Genomic DNA, 17,636 nt, shown 5'->3' with positions numbered 1-17,636 from the left:
ACGCTTCTTGGTGCCCTTCGCACTCTTCGCGACGACTAATGCCAAGATATGTCCGGTATACCCGCCCGGTCGAGCCTTCACCCCGGGCTTCTCTGTCGCACCGGGGTGCTCAGCCGCCCGTCCGCGCCGGTGCGGCGTCCTGAACCGATGTGGGTGCCGTCCCCCAGCGGCTCCGAGGAGAGGAACCGCACCGTGTACCCCGCCGGATCGACACGCTCCTTCGGCTACGACGACGTCGAACTGCTCGTCCAGCTCCAGGGTTTCGATCAGACTGCGTACGGTGCGGTGCGCTCCCCGCTCATGCCTCTCAGAACGTTCCCGGACGCACCGCCGTCCACTGCGCCGTTGCACCGCGCCGTTCCGCGGCTTCGCTCCACTGCCCGGCGAGGCCTCCCCTCCGCGGGCCTTCCTGATGCATGCTGGAAGAGGAGATGCGGATGCCATGCGCACGGGAAGTGAACCGATCACCGCACGCAGCCCCCTGCGGATGCGTTTCTGGCTGAGCATATGGGGTCTGATCTGGGCTGTCGGCGGCGCCACGGCCTTCGCCTTCACCGGGCGCACGGGCTGGGCGGCGCTCTGCGGGGCGCTGGCGCTGATCGTCGTCATCGACTTGATCATGATCGTGCGCCATATCCGCCAGGGCCCGCATTTCCAGCCGGGCCGTGACATCCCGCCGTACGAGCCGGATCACGGGGGCACGCATGCGCACCGGCCTCCGCTGAGGAAGCCGGATGAGGGGGGAGGCGGGCTCACCGGAGGCTCGCGGCGACAGAGCCCCGGAGGCCCCGACACCTCCCAGAGGTCCGACGGGCAGGACCCAGGCGGCACCGGCTCGCAGCGGGGGCCGTGACCGCAGAACTGCGAGCGGACCGCCGACCTTGGCGTCAGCTCTCCCGCTCCGGACTGCCGCCACCGGAGCTGTCACCGCGGCCGTCGGCGGCAAAGCGCGCCGCTTTCAGATATTCGGGCTTCGGGTCAAGCGCTGCGGCCAGCCGGAAGTGACGCTGGGCGGGCTCGGGGCGGCCGGCGCGCTCGAAGGTGCGGGCCAGGGCGAAATGCGCGAAGGCATTGTCCGGCTCGCGCTCCAGGACCAGCGCGAATTCCAGCTCAGCGGCACGGAGTTGGGCGGCGGCGAAGAACGCCCGGGCACGCAGCAGCCGCGCGGCCGTGTTCTCGGGATGGGCGGCGATCACCGAGTCCAGCAGCTTCACGGCGCCACGCGGATCCCTCGCATCGAGCAACTGCTCAGCCGCGCGGAAGTCGATGACGTGCGTCTCCGGGTTGCTCTTGGGCACAGCTGCATCCTTCCCCTTGTCGCCCTGTTCCAACACCGGGACGGAGAGGGCTATTCCGGAGCAGGCTATTCCGGAGCGGGCCGCTCACCCGAGGCGGCAGCGCGGGCGGCGAGTTCGGTCCACACCTTGCGGACCTGCGGCGCCAACTCCTCCAGCGGCCCGTCATTGTCGATGACGAGATCCGCGACAGCCAGCCGCTGTTCTCGTGTGGCCTGCGCCTCCATCCGTGCGCGAGCCTCGGACTCCGGCATTCCGCGCAGCCGTACGAGGCGGTCGAGCTGCGTCTCGGGCGAGGCGTCCACCACCACCACAACGTCATAGAGCGACTCAAGGCCGTTCTCGACGAGCAGCGGCACATCATGGACGACGACCGCGTCGGGTGCGGCCGCGTTCTCCAGCTCCTTTGAGCGTGCGCCGACGAGCGGGTGGACGATGCCGTTGAGCACACTGAGACGCTCGGGGTCGGCGAAGACGATCGAGCCGAGCCTGGGCCGGTCCAGCGCCCCCTCGGGGGTCAGGACATCGGGCCCGAAAGCCTCGACGACGGCTTCGAGCCCGGGCGTCCCGGGCTCGACGACCTCGCGGGCGATCTTGTCGGCGTCGATCAGCACGGCGCCGTACGAGACGAGCAGCCGTGACACCGCGCTCTTGCCGGCTCCGATCCCACCGGTCAGCCCCACCGTCAGCATGGTCGGCAGCATACGTGCTTTCCTGCGGCCCCGGTCAGGCGCCCGGCGTCCCGGTCAGGCGGGCCCGGCGTCAGGCGTCTCCCTCGCGCTCCGCCAGAAAGCGCTCGAACTCCATGCCGATCTCGTCGGCGGACGGCAGGTCCACTGGCTCAGCCACCAGGCTGCCCCGGGTCTCGGCGCCCGCCATCGCGTCGTACTGATGCTCAAGCCCCCGCACGAGTGACACCAGTTCCTCGTCGCCCTCGCCGATCTGCCGCTCGATCTCGGTCTGGGTGCGGTGCGCCTCGGTGCGCAGCGAGTGCGCGACCCCTGGCAGGACCAGGCCCGTGGCGGCGGTGATCGCCTCAAGGGCGGTGAGCGCGGCGTCCGGGTAGGAGGAGCGCGCCACATAGTGCGGCACATGGGCGGCGACGCCCAGGACGTCATGGCCGGCTTCCATCAGGCGGTACTCGACCAGGGCCTCCGCGCTGCCGGGAACCTGCGCCTCGTCGAAGGGGCTGCGATGACCCGGCATCAGATCGATGCGGTTGCCGTGCGGGGTGAGGCCGACGGGACGGGTGTGCGGGACGCCCATCGGGATGCCGTGGAAGTTGACGGAGAGCCGGACTCCGAGGCGCTCGACGATCTGCGCCACGGCTGCGGCGAAGCGCTCCCATTCCACGTCCGGCTCGGGCCCGGACAGCAGCAGGAACGGCGCGCCCGTGGTGTCCTGGACGAGCCGGACCTCGATGGCCGGGACCTCGTATCCGCTCCAGCGGTCGCGCCGGAAGGTCAGCAGCGGGCGGCGTGCCCGGTAGTCCACCAGCCTGTCGTGGTCGAAACGGGCCACGACTTGGTGCGGCAGCGTGCCCAGCAGGTTGTCGACGATCTGCTCACCGGTCTCCCCCGCGTCGATGTATCCGTCGAAGTGGTACAGCATGACCAGGCCGGCGGACTCCTGCGCGAGCGCCATGTCGACGACCGCGAGGCCCTTCGGCTCCCATTCGTACAATCCCTGCGGATCCAGCACGATTACCGCTCCTCCTCGTGTTCGTAGGGAAGAACGCGCGGTACGGCGGGGGCATTCCCTGCTGCACCGACGCCGCGCTTATTTTTCGATCAAGAAGAATACGGGTGGAAGCGGAGGAACGCTGGCTGATTCGGGCCAATGCGGGCATGTGTAAGGCCCGCTCCCCATTGGGGAGCGGGCCTTACAGTCAGACCTTCAGCGGATCACCCGCCGGGGCAGAGCCTCAGCTCTGGCCGCCGGCCAGCTTCTCGCGCAGGGCGGCCAGGGCCTCGTCCGACGCCAGGGCGCCGGAGTTGTCGTCCGACTCCGAGGAGTAGGAGCCGCCGGAAGCAGCCGGGGCACCGCCGGCCTGGGGGGCAGCACCCTCGGCGGCAGCGGCCTCGTCGGCCTCGCGGGACTTGATGACCTGGGCCTGGTGCTGCTCGAAGCGCTGGTGCGCCTCGGCGTACTGGGCCTCCCACTCCTCGCGCTGCTTCTCGTAGCCCGGCAGCCAGTCGTTGGTCTCCGGGTCGAAGCCCTCGGGGTAGATGTAGTTGCCCTGGTCGTCGTAGGACGCGGCCATGCCGTACAGGGTCGGGTCGAACTCGACCGAGGCCGGGTCGGCGCCGAAGGACTCGTTGGCCTGCTTGAGGGACAGCGAGATCCGGCGACGCTCCAGGTCGATGTCGATGACCTTGACGAAGATCTCGTCGTTGACCTGGACGACCTGCTCCGGGATCTCCACGTGGCGCTCGGCCAGCTCGGAGATGTGGACCAGACCCTCGATGCCCTCGTCCACACGGACGAACGCACCGAACGGAACCAGCTTGGTGACCTTGCCCGGGACGACCTGACCGATCTGGTGGGTGCGGGCGAACTGCTGCCACGGGTCTTCCTGGGTCGCCTTCAGCGACAGGGAGACACGCTCGCGGTCCATGTCGACGTCGAGGACCTCGACCGTGACCTCCTGGCCCACCTCGACGACCTCGGACGGGTGGTCGATGTGCTTCCAGGACAGCTCGGAGACGTGGACCAGACCGTCGACGCCGCCGAGGTCCACGAAGGCGCCGAAGTTGACGATCGAGGAGACGACGCCGGAACGGACCTGACCCTTCTGGAGGGTGGTGAGGAAGGTCTGGCGGACCTCGGACTGGGTCTGCTCCAGCCAGGCACGGCGGGACAGGACCACATTGTTGCGGTTCTTGTCCAGCTCGATGATCTTGGCCTCGAGCTCCTTGCCGACGTACGGCTGGAGGTCGCGGACGCGGCGCATCTCAACGAGGGAGGCCGGCAGGAAGCCGCGCAGGCCGATGTCGAGGATGAGACCGCCCTTGACGACCTCGATGACGGTACCGGTGACGATGCCGTCCTCTTCCTTGATCTTCTCGATGGTGCCCCAGGCACGCTCGTACTGGGCGCGCTTCTTCGAGAGGATCAGGCGGCCTTCCTTGTCCTCCTTCTGGAGGACAAGCGCCTCGATCTCGTCGCCGACCTTGACGACCTCGTTCGGGTCGACGTCGTGCTTGATCGAGAGCTCGCGGCTCGGGATGACACCTTCGGTCTTGTAACCGATGTCGAGCAGGACCTCGTCCCGGTCGACCTTCACGATGACGCCGTCGACGATGTCGCCGTCGTTGAAGTACTTGATCGTCTCGTCGATCGCGGCGAGGAAGGCTTCCTCGTTACCGATGTCGTTGACCGCTACCTGCGGGGTGGTGGCGGTGGTCTCGGTGCTGCTCGTCATGTGGGAAAGGGCTCCGGTACGGACATTGAAGTCGTAGGTACTGCTACGCCGAGAGCCCGTATCGCAGCTGCAGAAGCCGGACAGCCTAGGAAGCGCCACCCCAGCTTTCTGGCAGCGCCTCGTGAACCGAGGGGACATACATACAGATGCGAGCGCGGCCTGCTCCGTCTGAGGCGCGCAGGCCCGCAGCGCAACTTGTAGCATACGGGGGCAGCCGGACACGGTCAATGCGCGAAGGCGCACACCGGGGGCGGAATGCCGCAAACCCGGCACAACTTGTGTTTGCCGAGGCCACTATGGCGGACCGACTGCACTGCTGAGGGATGACCGGCGTGCCGAACGCAAAGTACAACGACGGTGACGATGATCCAAGATTTCGAGCCAGAAGCGACGCGCCGTAGCGCGGGGGACGCGGAGAGCAGTCGGGCCAGCAGGGGCTGGTGGGACCGCAACGCAGACGAGTACCAGACCGAGCACGGCGCGTTCCTGGGGGACGACCGCTTCGTGTGGGGGCCGGAGGGGCTGGACGAGGCGGAGGCGGGACTGCTGGGCCCGGTGTCCTTCCTCAAGGGCGCGGACGTCCTTGAGATCGGCGCGGGCGCGGCACAGTGCTCACGCTGGCTGGCCGCCCAGGGGGCGCGCCCCGTGGCGCTCGACCTCTCCCACCGGCAGCTCCAGCACGCGCTGCGGATCGGCGGCGGCATTCCTCTGGTCGAGGCGGACGCGGGGGCCCTCCCCTTCCGGGACGAGTCCTTCGATCTGGCCTGCTCGGCGTACGGGGCGGTGCCCTTCGTGGCGGACCCCGTGAAGGTGTTCCGGGAGGTCCGGCGCGTGCTGCGGCCCGAGGGACGGTGGGTCTTCTCGGTCACCCACCCGATCCGCTGGGCGTTCCCCGACGAGCCGGGGCCCGAGGGGCTGAGTGTGTCGGGTTCGTACTTCGACCGCACCCCCTACGTGGAGCAGGACGAACGGGGGCGCGCCGTGTACGTGGAGCACCACCGGACGATCGGCGACCGGGTGCGGGACGTGGTGGCCGGGGGCTTCCGGCTGATCGACCTGGTCGAGCCGGAGTGGCCCGCCTGGAACAGCCAGGAGTGGGGCGGCTGGTCCCCGCTGCGCGGAAACCTGATCCCCGGGACGGCCGTTTTCGTCTGCGTACGGGACGAGTGACCGTGAGGCGAGTGGGCGCGATACGCGAGGGCGCGCTGGGCCGGCTCCCCGTGCGCACCGCTCTGCCCGCCCTGGAGCGGGCCCTGGACGAGCACGGGGCGGCGGTGCTGTGCGCGCCTCCCGGGACCGGCAAGACGACGCTGGTGCCGCTCGCCCTGGCGCAGCGTGGAGCCCGTGTGGTGGTCGCCGAACCCCGGCGCATCGCGGCGCGCGCGGCCGCCCGGCGGATGGCCTGGCTGCTCGGCGAGCAGCCAGGCGAGACGGTCGGCTTCACGGTGCGCGGAGAACGGGCCGTGTCGGACCGCACCGCGGTCGAGGTGGTCACCACGGGTGTGCTGGTGCAGCGGCTGCAGCGGGATCAGGAGCTCGCCGGGGTCGACGTGGTGATCCTTGACGAGTGCCATGAACGGCATCTGGACGCGGATACGGCCGCGGCGTTCGTCCTTGACGTGCGGGCGGCGCTGCGGCCGGAGCTGAAGCTGGTGGCGGCGTCGGCGACCACGGATACGGCGGGCTGGGCGCGCCTGCTGGGTGGTGCGCCCGTGGTCGAGGCGACGGGCGTCTCGCATCCCGTGGAGGAGGTGTGGGCGCCTCCGGCGCGCCCGGTGCGGCCGCCGCACGGGATGTGGGTGGATCCGGCGCTGCTGGCGCATACGGCGTCCGCGGTGCGCAGGGCGCTGCACGAGCGGGACGGCGACGTGCTCTGCTTCCTCCCGGGGGTGGGCGAGATCGCTCGCGTGGCCGGGCGACTGGCCGATCTGGACGTGGAGGTCCTTCAGGTCCACGGGCGTGCTCCCGCCGCCGTGCAGGACGCGGTCCTGGCGGGCTCCGCGGGGCGTCGCCGGGTCGTGCTGGCCACCTCGGTCGCCGAGTCGTCGCTGACCGTGCCGGGGGTGCGGGCAGTGGTCGACGCCGGTCTGGCGCGTGAGCCGCGGATGGATCACGCACGCGGGCTGAGCGCGCTGACGACGGTACGGGTGTCGCGGGCCGCTGCCCGCCAGCGCGCCGGGCGCGCTGGCCGCGAGGGCCCGGGCACGGTGTACCGCTGCTGGTCCCAGGCGGAGGACGCCCGGCTGACGGCGTTCCCCTCCCCCGAGATCAAGGTGGCCGACTTGACGGCCTTCGCGCTCCAGGCCGCCTGCTGGGGCGACCCCTCGGCGGCCGGTCTCGCGCTCCTCGACGCGCCCCCTTCGGGGGCGATGGCAGCCGCGCGCTCGGTGCTTGCGGCGATCGGCGCGGTCGACCACACGGGCCGAGTGACCGAGCGCGGCACCCGCATGTCCCGCCTGGGCGTCCACCCCCGACTGGCCCGCGCCCTGCTGGACGCCGCCCCTGAGGTGGGGGCCCGGCGCGCGGCTGAGGTTGTCGCCCTGCTGAGCGAGGAGCCGCCACGGGAGTACGGCGACGACCTGTCCTCCGCCTGGCGAACGGCCCGGCGCGGCGGCGACGCCTATGCGACCCGCTGGCGAACGGAGACATCACGCCTGTCGGCAGCCCTGTCCCCTTCGGCCCCCCGAGCGCCCGCCCCCGGCACAGCGGCTGCCCGGGCGACCACACCGCCCGGCACGGAACCCGGTGCGCTGTCCCCGAACGGCACGGCAGGCACACCGCCCGGCGCGAACCCGCCACGGCCGGACGGCGCGGGGACCACACCTCGCGGCGCAAACCCGCCGCACCCAGACGGCGCAGGGACCGCGCCCCACGGCACAAACCCGCCGCACCCGGACTGCGCAGGGACCGCCCCTCGCGCTGCGAACCTGCCGCACCCAGACAACACAGACACCGCGCCCCACAGCACAAACCCGCCACACCCAGACAGCACAGAGACCGCCCCTCGCGCCGCGAAGCCACCGCACCCGGACAAAGCGAAGACCGCTCCTCCCGGCACAAAGCCGTCACGGCCAGGCGGCGTGGAGGCCCCACTTCGCGGCGCGAAGCTGCCGCGTTCGGGAAGCGGGGCGTCAGCCCCGCATCCCCCTTCCCCCGGAGGGGGGTCTGGGGGCGAAGCCCCCAGTTTCGGGAAGGGGCGGGGTGGGGGAAGAACCCGCCCCCCGCACACCGACGACGCCGTCGCCGGACTCGTCACCGCCCTCGCCTTCCCCGAGCGCGTCGCCAGAACCCGCGGCCAGGGGGCCTTCCTCATGGCCTCGGGCACAGCCGCGGAGACCGCCGACGGGTCGGGCCTGCGGGACGCCGGATGGCTGGCCATCGCCGTGGCGGACCGGTCCGGGGCGGCCGCCTCCGCGCGCGTGCGGCTCGCGGCCGTGATCGACGAGGACACCGCTCGAACGGCCGCAGCGCATCTGCTGACCGAGGGCGAAGAGGTCCACTGGCAGGACGGGGACGTCATGGCCCGGGACGTACGGCGGCTCGGCGCGATCGAGCTGTCGGGCCGCGGACTGCGGGATCCGGACCCCGCCCTCGTACGCGACGCGCTGCTTGAGGGGCTGCGCCGCGAAGGTCCGGGCCTGCTGCGCTGGACACGGGAGGCGCGGACCCTGCGCGAGCGGCTGGCGTTTCTGCACCGGGCAGTGGGCGGACCATGGCCCGATGTGGGGGACGAGGCGTTGCTGGACCGCGCCGGGGACTGGCTGGAGCCGGAGTTGTCCCGCGCCCGCCGCAGGGCGGACCTCGGGCGGCTCGACGCGGCCCAGGCGCTCACCCGGCTGATGCCGTGGGCGTCGGGCGACGCGGCCCGGCTGGACGAGCTCGCGCCGGAGCGGATCGAGGTGCCGAGCGGTTCCAGGATCAGGGTGGAGTACGGCGGGGAGCAGCCGGTGCTTGCGGTGAAGCTCCAGGAGATGTTCGGGCTCGCCGAGACTCCCGTGGTCGCGGGCGTGCCGGTGCTGGCGCATCTGCTGTCGCCCGCGGGACGGCCCGCCGCGGTCACCGCGGATCTGGGGTCCTTCTGGAAGGACGGCTACCGGGCGGTGCGGGCGGAACTGCGCGGCCGATACCCCAAGCACCCGTGGCCCGAGGACCCTTCGACCGCGGCGCCGACGCGTCATACGAAGGCCCGTCAGGCCCGCGGCCCGGGCGTCACACGCTGACGCGGCGGCTGCGCGCCTCCAGGACCAGCGCCAGGGTCAGCAGCGCTCCGCCGAGCGTCAGGAAACCCCACGGCAGATGGGACGTCATCAGCAGCACCAGCCGCCGCTGGGAGGCAACCAGTTCGACGGTGTGGTCCACATAGTCGGGCCGCATCTTCACATGTCCGGCGAAGGCGGTCACCTTGTCCCGGCCGCCCAGCAGGGTGCCTCCGCGGAGCTCCTCCTGGTGGATCTCCTCGCCGTTGACGGGCGCGCCGGTGACCGGTTCCACCCAGAACATCCGCTTGGTGGTGTACCAGCGGGTCGTCCCGGTCTGCTGTTCCAGGGTCGTGGCGTCGATCCCGGGGATGGGCATTTTCTTCGGGTACGGCACCTTCGTCCATGGGATGGTCTGTTCGAAGTAGTAGACCTCAAGCCCTCGGAACGTCCGGGTCCCCTTGTAGTGGATGGGCGCGGAGGTCCGGGTCTGGGCGTCGAAGTACTCGTAGTCGCGTTTCTCGGTGAGGAACGGCCATTTGAACTCGATGCCCTCGCGCCGTACGGCCTCCCCGTCCACCGACTCCCCCGTGGCGTGGACCGGCGCCTGGCTGTGGGCGTCGAAAACGTAGCGCTCGGGGATCTGGGAGACCATCGCGCCGTCAGGGCCTTCGATATAGGAGAGGCAGTCCCAGACGACGACGTCACGGCCGACGCTCCGCTCGATCCTCTCGGACTCCTCCACGTTGCCCTTGAGGGTCTGCACGATGGTGACCTTCTCCACCTCCTCTGCCTGCAGGGTGCCGTAGTCAAGCAGGGTCGCGGGCTTGGCTTCGAGCACCATCTCCTGGTACTGGCCGGGCGGGATCTTCACCAGCCGCGGAAAGGCGTACCAGCGCAGAAGGGGCGAGAGCGCGGCGAAGAAGACGGCGAGGGCGAGGAGTACGAGGCTCGCTCGACGGCGCATGACCTTGCCTCCCGCTATTTCTTGGGACCGGGGACGGTGGTCAGCAGCGGCTTGGGCGAGGTCTCGCCCGGCGGCTGGCCGATCGCGGAGACGGTGAGGACGAGGGCGAGCGCGGCGAGAAGCCCCACGGCTGCGGCGGCGAGGGCGCGCATGCTCGGCCTCCCGTGGAGCTCGGGACACAGCTGATCTGATGCTGCGTCAGGTCGGAGCACCGTAGCAATGACGCTGTGAGATGAGAACACCCCTCCGTCCTGGGGGACAGAGGGGTGAGGGGGCGGTTTCCCGGGATCAGGCCGTGTCGCCGTCCGCCGGCGGCGGCGTCGCGACCGTCAGCTCGATCGTCACGGTCGCGCCCCCTTCGGCGGTCAGACGGAGCAGGAACGTTCCCGTGGTGTCGTCCGCGAAGAGCTTCGGGAGGGTGAGGAGGCCGTCAGCGTCGGTGGTCAGCTCCGTGAGCGTGCGCACGGGCTTGCCCTCCGCGTCCTTGAAGTACGGGCCCTTCTCGCTCACGGCAGGCCGGTCGGCAGCCTCGTCGCCGCCGCCCGGAGTCCCGGACGGCTCACGGGCCCGGTCCCCGGCCTGGTCCCCGGCCGGCTCGTCGGCCTTGTGCTCGGCGGGCTCCTCGGGCGTCTGGCCCTTGGCGGGCTCTTCCTCGGCCGGTGTGAGCACGGCGGCCTTCACCGCCACGCCTGCCGCGAGCTCGCCCTGATAGGTGGCCCTGACCTCGATGCGATCCGCGAACTCGCCTCCTGGGGCGGCTGTGAGCGGCGTGTCGCCGGTGCGGGCGAGGGCGTCGGCGGCTCGGGGCGTCACGGTGGCGATGAGATCGGCGAAGACCGCGGGCGCGGCCTTGTTCGCGGCGATCGCCCGTACGGTGAAGGTCCCGGTCTGCTCGCCGGCCTCGATCACGGGTGCGACGGCCGTGCCGTCGGCTCGCGTGCTGACGGTGACCTTGTTCTCACCTCCGGCGAAGCGGGCGTCGGTGTCGCCGACGATTTCGAACCGCACGGGATGGCCCGCCACGGTCCTGCCGCCGGTGTCCTTCACCCTCACCGTGGGCTGCGCCGCGAAGGCACGGCCTGCCATGGCCGTGAGCTCGCCGGTGCCCGCGTCCTCGATCCGGGCGACCGGGGCCGGAGTCGGGGTGGGGGTGGGGGGCGGGGTCGGCTTGGGCGAGGGTTTCACCTCGGGGGTGACGGGCGGAGTCGGCTTGGGGGTCGGCTTGGGGGTCGGCTTCGGCTCCGGTGTGGGCTTGGGGCTGGGCGTGCCGCCGGACTCCGCCGGGTCTGGCTTGGGCTTGGGCGCCGGAGGGGAAGGAGGAGTCGGCGTGGGAGTGCGGACGGGCGTCGGCGGGGTGACAGGGCCGCTGTCGGGCTTGTCCTCGACGGGCAGCACGCCCGTGCCGTCCGGGACCTCGTGCGTGCCGCGCTTGTAGTACTCGAACCAGGACAGCACCGTACGCAGATACGCCCGGGAGTGGTTGTAGCCGAGGATGGCCTTGTCGAGGTCTTCCTTGTCGGACAGATCGCGGTCGCCCGCGCACAGATAGCGGCCGGCGGCGAGTGCGGCGTCGTAGATGTTGTTGGGGTCCTTGCGGCCGTCGCCGTTGGCGTCCTGGCCCCATATCTCCCAGGTGGACGGGATGAACTGCATCGGCCCGACGGCGCGGTCGTGGGTGGTGTCGCCGTCGTATGCGCCGTTGTCCGTGTCGGAGATATTGGCGAAGCCGACGCCGTTGAGCACGGGGCCGAGGATCGGGGAGAAGGTGGTGCCCTCGGCGTCCACCTTGCCGCCGCGCGCCTGCCCCGACTCCACCTTGCCGATGGCGGCGAGCAGTTGCCAGGGCACGTGGCAGCCGGGGTCGGAAGCCGCGATGGTCTGTTCGGCCTGCTTGTACGCGGCGAGGACGGTGGCCGGTATGCCCGCTTCCGTCTCCCCCGCGGCGGGGAGGTCACCGGACGGATCAACCGGCTGGCCCGTAGTCTTCAGCGGCGGCAGATCCGTGTAGTACGGGGAGTTGCCGGAGACGGGTGTGCCGGGCGGCACGTCGGCGTCGGCCGCCTCCTGGCTGCCGCCCGACGGAGCGGGCGTCACCGAGGGCGCCTGCGAAGCGGAGAGCGCCGCCACGGCGGCCGCGGCCACGGCGGTCGTCGTCGCCCCCTTGCGCATACGGCGGCCGAACAGCGGTGCCATAACGTCGTTTCCCTCCCCGTCGGCGCGTATCGCGCTCCCCACCGCGAGCTCTCCCGCGACCCTACGACAACTCACACCACGGCACACCGGCCCCTGACCGGTTTTCACCAATTCGCCATCTGCGGACTTCCCCCCTACCCAGGGATGGAACCTGACGCATTTTGAGCGCCGTTGCGCATCGCCGATCATATCGGTCAATTTCGCCGGGCCCTGAGGGGCCCCGACCATGCCCCGTCAAGGGGCCCTGGCGGCCGCCACGCCGGCGGTCGGCCTCCTGACGGGACGGCGCCCTCGACCGGATCAGTGAGCCGCGGACTCCCAGTCCGGGCCGACGCCTACCGATACGTCCAGCGGTGCGCGCAGCGAGACAGCCGAGGACATCTCCCGGCGGACCAGGGCCTCGACCTGTTCACGCTCGCCCGGGGAGATCTCCAGCACGATTTCGTCGTGGACCTGAAGCAGGAGCCGGGACTGAAGCCGCGCCTCGCGCAGTGCGCCGTCCACCCTCAGCATCGCCATTTTGACGATATCCGCGGCCGTGCCCTGGATCGGGGCGTTGAGCGCCATCCGCTCGGCGGCCTCCCGGCGCTGTCTGTTGTCGCTGTTGAGGTCCGGGAGATAGCGGCGGCGGCCCAGCATCGTCGCCGTGTAGCCGGTGGACCTCGCCTCGTCCACAACGCGCCGCAGATAGTCGCGGACCCCGCCGAAGCGCTCGAAGTAGGTGTCCATCAGCGCCCGGGCCTCGGCCGCCTCGATGTTCAGCTGCTGGGACAGTCCGAACGCCGACAGACCGTAGGCCAGTCCGTACGACATCGCCTTGATCTTGCGGCGCATCTCGGCGTCGACGGCGGACTGTCCGACCCCGAAGACCTGGGACGCGACGGTGGTGTGCAGGTCTTCCCCGGAGGTGAACGCCTCGATCAGGCCCTCGTCCTCCGACAGATGGGCCATCACCCGCAGCTCGATCTGGCTGTAGTCGGCGGTCATCAGGGATTCGAAGCCCTCCCCGACGACGAAGCCGCGGCGGATGGCGCGGCCCTCGTCCGTGCGCACCGGTACGTTCTGCAGATTCGGGTCGGTGGAGGACAGCCGGCCCGTCGCCGCGACGGTCTGGCTGAAAGTGGTGTGAATCCGGCCGTCCGGGGCGATCGTCTTGATCAGCCCCTCGACGGTGGAGCGCAGCCGCGCCTGCTCACGGTGGCGCAGCATGATCACCGGCAGTTCGTGCTCGGTCTGCGCGGCCAGCCAGGCCAGCGCGTCCGCGTCTGTCGTATAGCCGGTCTTGGTCTTCTTCGTCTTGGGGAGGTTCAGCTCGCCGAAGAACACCTCCTGGAGCTGCTTGGGCGAGCCGAGGTTGAACTCATGGCCCACCGAGGCGTGCGCCTCCTTCACCGCCTGCTGCACGGCGCCGGCGAACTGCTGCTCCATCGCCTCCAGATGGGCGCGGTCCGCGGAGATGCCGTGCCGCTCCATGCGGGCCAGCAGGGCGGAGACGGGCAGCTCCACATCGTGCAGCAGCTCGGCGGCGCCGACCTCCTTGAGCCGCTCGCCGAACGCCTCGCCCAGATCGAGGACGGCGCGGGCCTGCGCCATCAGGGCATCTGCCTCGGCCTGCTCGTCGGCGCCGAAAGCCAGCTGGCCCTCGGCGGCGGCCGGGGCGAGCTCACGGTGGAGATACTCCACGGACAGCGCGTCCAGCGCGAAGGACCGCCGGCCGGGCTTGACCAGATAGGCGGCCAGCGCTGTGTCCATGGCAATGCCCGCGATGTCCCAGCCGTGCTCGGGGAAGACCCGCAGGGCCTCCTTGGCACTGTGCAGCACCTTGGGGCGGTCCGGGTCGGCGAGCCAGGCGGCGAAGGCCCGCTCGTCGGCCTCGTCAAGCTGGGTCGTGTCGAACCAGGCCGCCGTATTGTCCGCTGCCGCCAGCGCGATCTCGCTGACGCTGCCGACGCCCAGCGCCCAGGCAGAGACCGTGGCCACGCCGAGCGGCTGCCTGCCGTGCTGCTCCAGCCAGCCGGCCAGCTCGCCCGCGCCCAGGACGCTGCCGTCGATCTCGACGCCGGCCTCGGGGGCCGGCGGCTCGGCCTCCTCGGCGCCCGGGTCGACGGCGAGCAGCCGCTCCCGCAGGCTCGGGTTGCGGATCTCGAGGATCTCAAGGAAGCCCTTGAGCGCCGCCCTGTCGTACGGGGCGCGCTCCAGGTCGGCGACCGCCTTGGGCAGCTCCACATCGCGCACCAGCTCTGTGAGGTGGCGGTTCAGCTTGACGGACTCCAGGTGATCGCGCAGCGCCTGGCCGACCTTGCCCTTGACCTCGTCAGCGCGCTCGACGAGCTCCGCGAACGAGCCGAACTGGTTGATCCACTTGGTGGCCGTCTTCTCGCCGACGCCCGGAATGCCGGGCAGATTGTCGGACGGGTCGCCGCGCAGGGCGGCGAAGTCCGGATACTGCGAGGGGGTCAGCCCGTACTTCTCCTTGACCTTCTCCGGGGTGAAGCGGGTCAGCTCGGAGACGCCCTTGGTGGGATACAGCACGGTCACATGGTCGGAGACCAGCTGGAAGGAGTCCCGGTCGCCGGTGACGATCAGGACCTCGAAGCCGGCGGCCTCCGCCTGGGTGGCGAGGGTGGCGATGACGTCGTCCGCCTCGAAGCCCTCCACCGCGAACCGCACCGCGTTCATGGTGTCGAGCAGCTCGCCGATCAGCTCGACCTGGCCCTTGAACTCGTCGGGCGTCGAGGAGCGGTTCGCCTTGTACTCCGGGAAGTCCTGCGAACGCCAGGTCTTGCGGGACACGTCGAAGGCCACGGCGAAATGCGTGGGCGCTTCGTCGCGCAGCGTGTTCGCCAGCATCGACGCGAAGCCGTAGATGGCGTTGGTCGTCTGGCCGCTCGCGGTGGTGAAGTTCTCCGCGGGCAGCGCGAAGAACGCCCGGTACGCCAGGGAGTGCCCGTCCATGAGGAGCAGGCGCGGACGGTTGTCGTCAGGGGTCTTCTTCGATGCTGTCTCAGCCACGTCCCCGATCCTGCCACGGACCACTGACATTCCCGCCCGCGGCAGCCTGGCCGCCGCCGCTGTCGGCGGTGCGTGACAGGATCGGTTACGTACGACACACACCGGCGCGCATGTCGGCACCGCACACCGGCACCGCGTACCGGCACCGCACACCGACACCGTTTCCGCGCTCAAAGGGGAGCACGATGGCCAGCAAGCCGCCCGCAGGCGACCCGGTCCAGGACGCGCCGCAGGTCGGGGCGCCCCAGCACGCCGCCGCCGGGCTGCCCGCGATCGGGCACACGCTCAGGGTCGCCCAGCGGCAGATGGGGGTGCGCCGCACCGCGCAGACGCTGCTGAAGGTCAACCAGAAGGACGGCTTCGACTGCCCGGGCTGCGCCTGGCCGGAGGGCGACAAACGCCATGTGGCGGAGTTCTGCGAGAACGGCGCGAAGGCGGTGGCCGAGGAGGCGACGCTGCGCCGGGTGACGCCCGCGTTCTTCGCGGACCATCCGCTGGCCGATCTGGCGTCCCGCAGCGGGTACTGGCTGGGGCAGCAGGGCCGGATCACCCAGCCCATGCTGCTGGAGAGGGGCGATACTCCGGACGGAGAGGCCCGGTACGAGCCCGTGAGCTGGGAGCGGGCCTTCGGGATCATCGCCGAGGAACTTCACGCTCTGGACTCCCCCGACGAAGCGCTGTTCTACACCTCGGGCCGCACCAGCAACGAGGCGGCGTTCCTCCTCCAGCTCTTCGCCCGGGAGTTCGGCACCAACAACCTCCCCGACTGCTCCAACATGTGCCATGAGTCGTCCGGCTCCGCGCTGACGGAGACGCTCGGCGTCGGCAAGGGCAGCGTGTCGCTGGAGGATCTGCACCAGGCCGATCTGATCATCGTCGCGGGGCAGAATCCGGGCACGAACCACCCCCGGATGCTCTCCGCGCTGGAGCAGGCCAAAGCCTCGGGCGCGAAGATCATTTCAGTGAATCCGCTGCCCGAGGCGGGCCTGGAACGGTTCAAGAACCCGCAGACCGCACGAGGTCTGGTCAAGGGCGCCGCGCTCAACGATCTTTTCCTGCAGATCCGCATCGGCGGCGACCAGGCCCTGTTCCGGATGCTGAACAAGCTGGTCCTCGAAACGCCGGGAGCCGTCGACGAGGCCTTCGTACAGGAGCACACGCACGGCTTCGAGGCGTTCGCGGAGGCCGCCCGGTCCGCGGACTGGGCCGAGACCCTCGCCGCGACCGGCCTCGACCGCTCCGGGATCGAGCGGGCGCTGGAGATGATCCTCGCGTCCCGCCGGACCGTCGTCTGCTGGGCGATGGGGCTGACACAGCACAAGCACGCGGTGGCGACCATCCGCGAGGTGGTCAACCTCCTGCTGCTGCGCGGGGCGATCGGCCGCCCCGGAGCAGGGGTCTGCCCGGTCCGCGGACACTCGAATGTGCAGGGCGACCGCACCATGGGCATCTTCGAGCGGCCCGCCCCGGCGTTCCTGGACGCCCTGGAGAAGGAGTTCGGCTTCGCTCCGCCGCGGCGTCACGGCCTCGACGTCGTACGGTCGATCCGGGCCCTGCGTGACGGCGAGGCGAAGGTGTTCTTCGCGATGGGCGGCAACTTCGTCGCGGCCACCCCGGACACCGAGGTCACCGAAGCCGCGATGCGGCGAGCCCGGCTGACCGTCCAGGTGTCGACCAAGCTGAACCGCTCGCATGCCGTCACCGGGGCGCGGGCGCTGATCCTGCCGACGCTGGGGCGCACCGACAAGGATGTGCAGGCAGCCGGGCGGCAGTTCGTGACGGTCGAGGACTCGATGGGGATGGTGCACGCGTCCCGGGGCAATCTCACCCCCGCAAGCCCGCATCTGCTGTCCGAGCCGGCCATCGTCGCCCGGATGGCGCGCGCCGTGCTGGGCGACTCCTCTGCCACGCCGTGGGAGGAGTTCGAGAGGGACTATGCCGTGATCCGGGACCGGATCTCCCGGGTCGTGCCCGGCTTTGAGGACTTCAACGCCAGGATCGCCCGCCCCGGGGGCTTCACCCTCCCCCATGCGCCGCGCGACGAGCGGCGCTTCCCCACGGCGACCGGCAAGGCCAACTTCACCGCCGCGGCCGTTGAGTATCCGCGGGTTCCCGAAGGGCGGCTGCTGCTCCAGACGCTGCGCTCGCACGACCAGTACAACACCACCGTCTACGGCCTGGACGACCGCTACCGGGGCATCAGGAGCGGCCGCAGAGTCGTCCTCGTCCACCCCGAAGACGCGGCGGAAAGGGGGCTGGCCGACGGGGCGTACGCCGATCTGGTCAGCGAATGGCGCGACGGCGCCGAGCGGCGCGCTCCGGGCTTCCGGGTGGTGCACTACCCGACGGCGCGCGGGTGCGCCGCCGCGTACTATCCGGAGACGAACGTGCTGGTGCCGCTGGATTCCACGGCGGACACCAGCAACACCCCCGCCAGCAAGTCCGTGGTGATCCGTCTGGAACAATCAGCCTCCGCCTAAGCGTTTGCTCAGGCGCAGGCACGTCACTGGCATATTCCTTCTGGACGGTACAACGATCGGAGCCGGTCC

The 17,636-nt window shown here is 70.8% G+C and carries 12 protein-coding genes; 4 read left to right on the top strand and 8 right to left on the bottom strand.

What is annotated here, in order from left to right; genetic code table 11:
- The first annotated feature begins 442 nt into the window (after positions 1–442).
- Positions 443–853, top strand: a complete 411-nt coding sequence (locus OF819_RS29190; protein WP_416370443.1) for a DUF6343 family protein — start codon at positions 443–445, stop codon at positions 851–853.
- A gap of 34 nt (positions 854–887) precedes the next feature.
- Here OF819_RS29190 and OF819_RS00995 read toward each other — a convergent pair whose 3' ends face one another.
- The 4 genes from OF819_RS00995 to rpsA all read right to left on the bottom strand — a co-directional run bounded on the left by OF819_RS00995 (position 888) and on the right by rpsA (position 4,719).
- The gene (locus tag OF819_RS00995) at positions 888–1,298 is read right to left on the bottom strand and encodes a tetratricopeptide repeat protein (RefSeq protein WP_267241319.1); all 411 of its coding nucleotides are present in this window, start codon (positions 1,296–1,298) and stop codon (positions 888–890) included.
- Between the two features lie 65 nt (positions 1,299–1,363).
- A complete protein-coding gene (coaE, locus tag OF819_RS00990; RefSeq protein ID WP_267241477.1) occupies positions 1,364–1,987 on the bottom strand; it encodes a dephospho-CoA kinase in 624 nt (207 codons plus the stop codon).
- A gap of 70 nt (positions 1,988–2,057) precedes the next feature.
- Positions 2,058–2,996: a PAC2 family protein gene (locus tag OF819_RS00985; protein ID WP_267241318.1), complete on the bottom strand. Its 939-nt coding sequence runs from the start codon at positions 2,994–2,996 to the stop codon at positions 2,058–2,060.
- 223 nt (positions 2,997–3,219) lie between these two features.
- Positions 3,220–4,719 carry a 30S ribosomal protein S1 gene (gene rpsA, locus OF819_RS00980; RefSeq protein ID WP_240139094.1) on the bottom strand — a complete coding sequence of 500 codons (1,500 nt, stop codon included), beginning with the start codon at positions 4,717–4,719 and terminating at the stop codon, positions 3,220–3,222.
- Between the two features lie 363 nt (positions 4,720–5,082).
- Here rpsA and OF819_RS00975 point away from each other — a divergent pair, with 363 nt between their 5' ends.
- Both OF819_RS00975 and OF819_RS00970 read left to right on the top strand, forming a co-directional pair.
- Complete coding sequence (locus tag OF819_RS00975; protein WP_267241476.1) at positions 5,083–5,889, top strand: class I SAM-dependent methyltransferase; 807 nt, start codon at positions 5,083–5,085, stop codon at positions 5,887–5,889.
- Positions 5,890–5,900: 11 nt separating this feature from the next.
- A complete protein-coding gene (locus tag OF819_RS00970) occupies positions 5,901–8,939 on the top strand; it encodes an ATP-dependent helicase C-terminal domain-containing protein (RefSeq protein ID WP_416370442.1) in 3,039 nt (1,012 codons plus the stop codon).
- Here OF819_RS00970 and OF819_RS00965 read toward each other — a convergent pair.
- The 4 genes from OF819_RS00965 to polA all read right to left on the bottom strand — a co-directional run bounded on the left by OF819_RS00965 (position 8,929) and on the right by polA (position 15,087).
- Complete coding sequence (locus OF819_RS00965; protein WP_267241317.1) at positions 8,929–9,882, bottom strand: DUF3068 domain-containing protein; 954 nt, start codon at positions 9,880–9,882, stop codon at positions 8,929–8,931. The two genes, OF819_RS00970 and OF819_RS00965, sit on opposite strands and share 11 nt — an antisense overlap.
- Positions 9,883–9,896: 14 nt before the next feature.
- On the bottom strand, positions 9,897–10,034 hold the full coding sequence (locus tag OF819_RS00960) for an SPW_0924 family protein (protein ID WP_267241316.1): 138 nt from the start codon (positions 10,032–10,034) through the stop codon (positions 9,897–9,899).
- Positions 10,035–10,170: 136 nt separating this feature from the next.
- The gene (locus tag OF819_RS00955) at positions 10,171–12,075 is read right to left on the bottom strand and encodes a lytic transglycosylase domain-containing protein (protein WP_267241315.1); all 1,905 of its coding nucleotides are present in this window, start codon (positions 12,073–12,075) and stop codon (positions 10,171–10,173) included.
- Between the two features lie 300 nt (positions 12,076–12,375).
- Positions 12,376–15,087: a DNA polymerase I gene (gene polA / locus OF819_RS00950; protein ID WP_267241314.1), complete on the bottom strand. Its 2,712-nt coding sequence runs from the start codon at positions 15,085–15,087 to the stop codon at positions 12,376–12,378.
- Positions 15,088–15,272: 185 nt separating this feature from the next.
- Between polA and OF819_RS00945 the strand changes: the two genes are divergently transcribed.
- Positions 15,273–17,567, top strand: a complete 2,295-nt coding sequence (locus OF819_RS00945; protein WP_267241313.1) for an FdhF/YdeP family oxidoreductase — start codon at positions 15,273–15,275, stop codon at positions 17,565–17,567.
- Positions 17,568–17,636 lie beyond the last annotated feature (69 nt).

It is taken from the genome of Streptomyces sp. PR69, assembly GCF_026420845.1.
In the GTDB taxonomy this organism is placed as follows: Bacteria; Actinomycetota; Actinomycetes; order Streptomycetales; family Streptomycetaceae; genus Streptomyces.
Note: the sequence above shows the minus strand (reverse complement) of the source record. Positions and strands in the feature narration are given on the sequence as shown.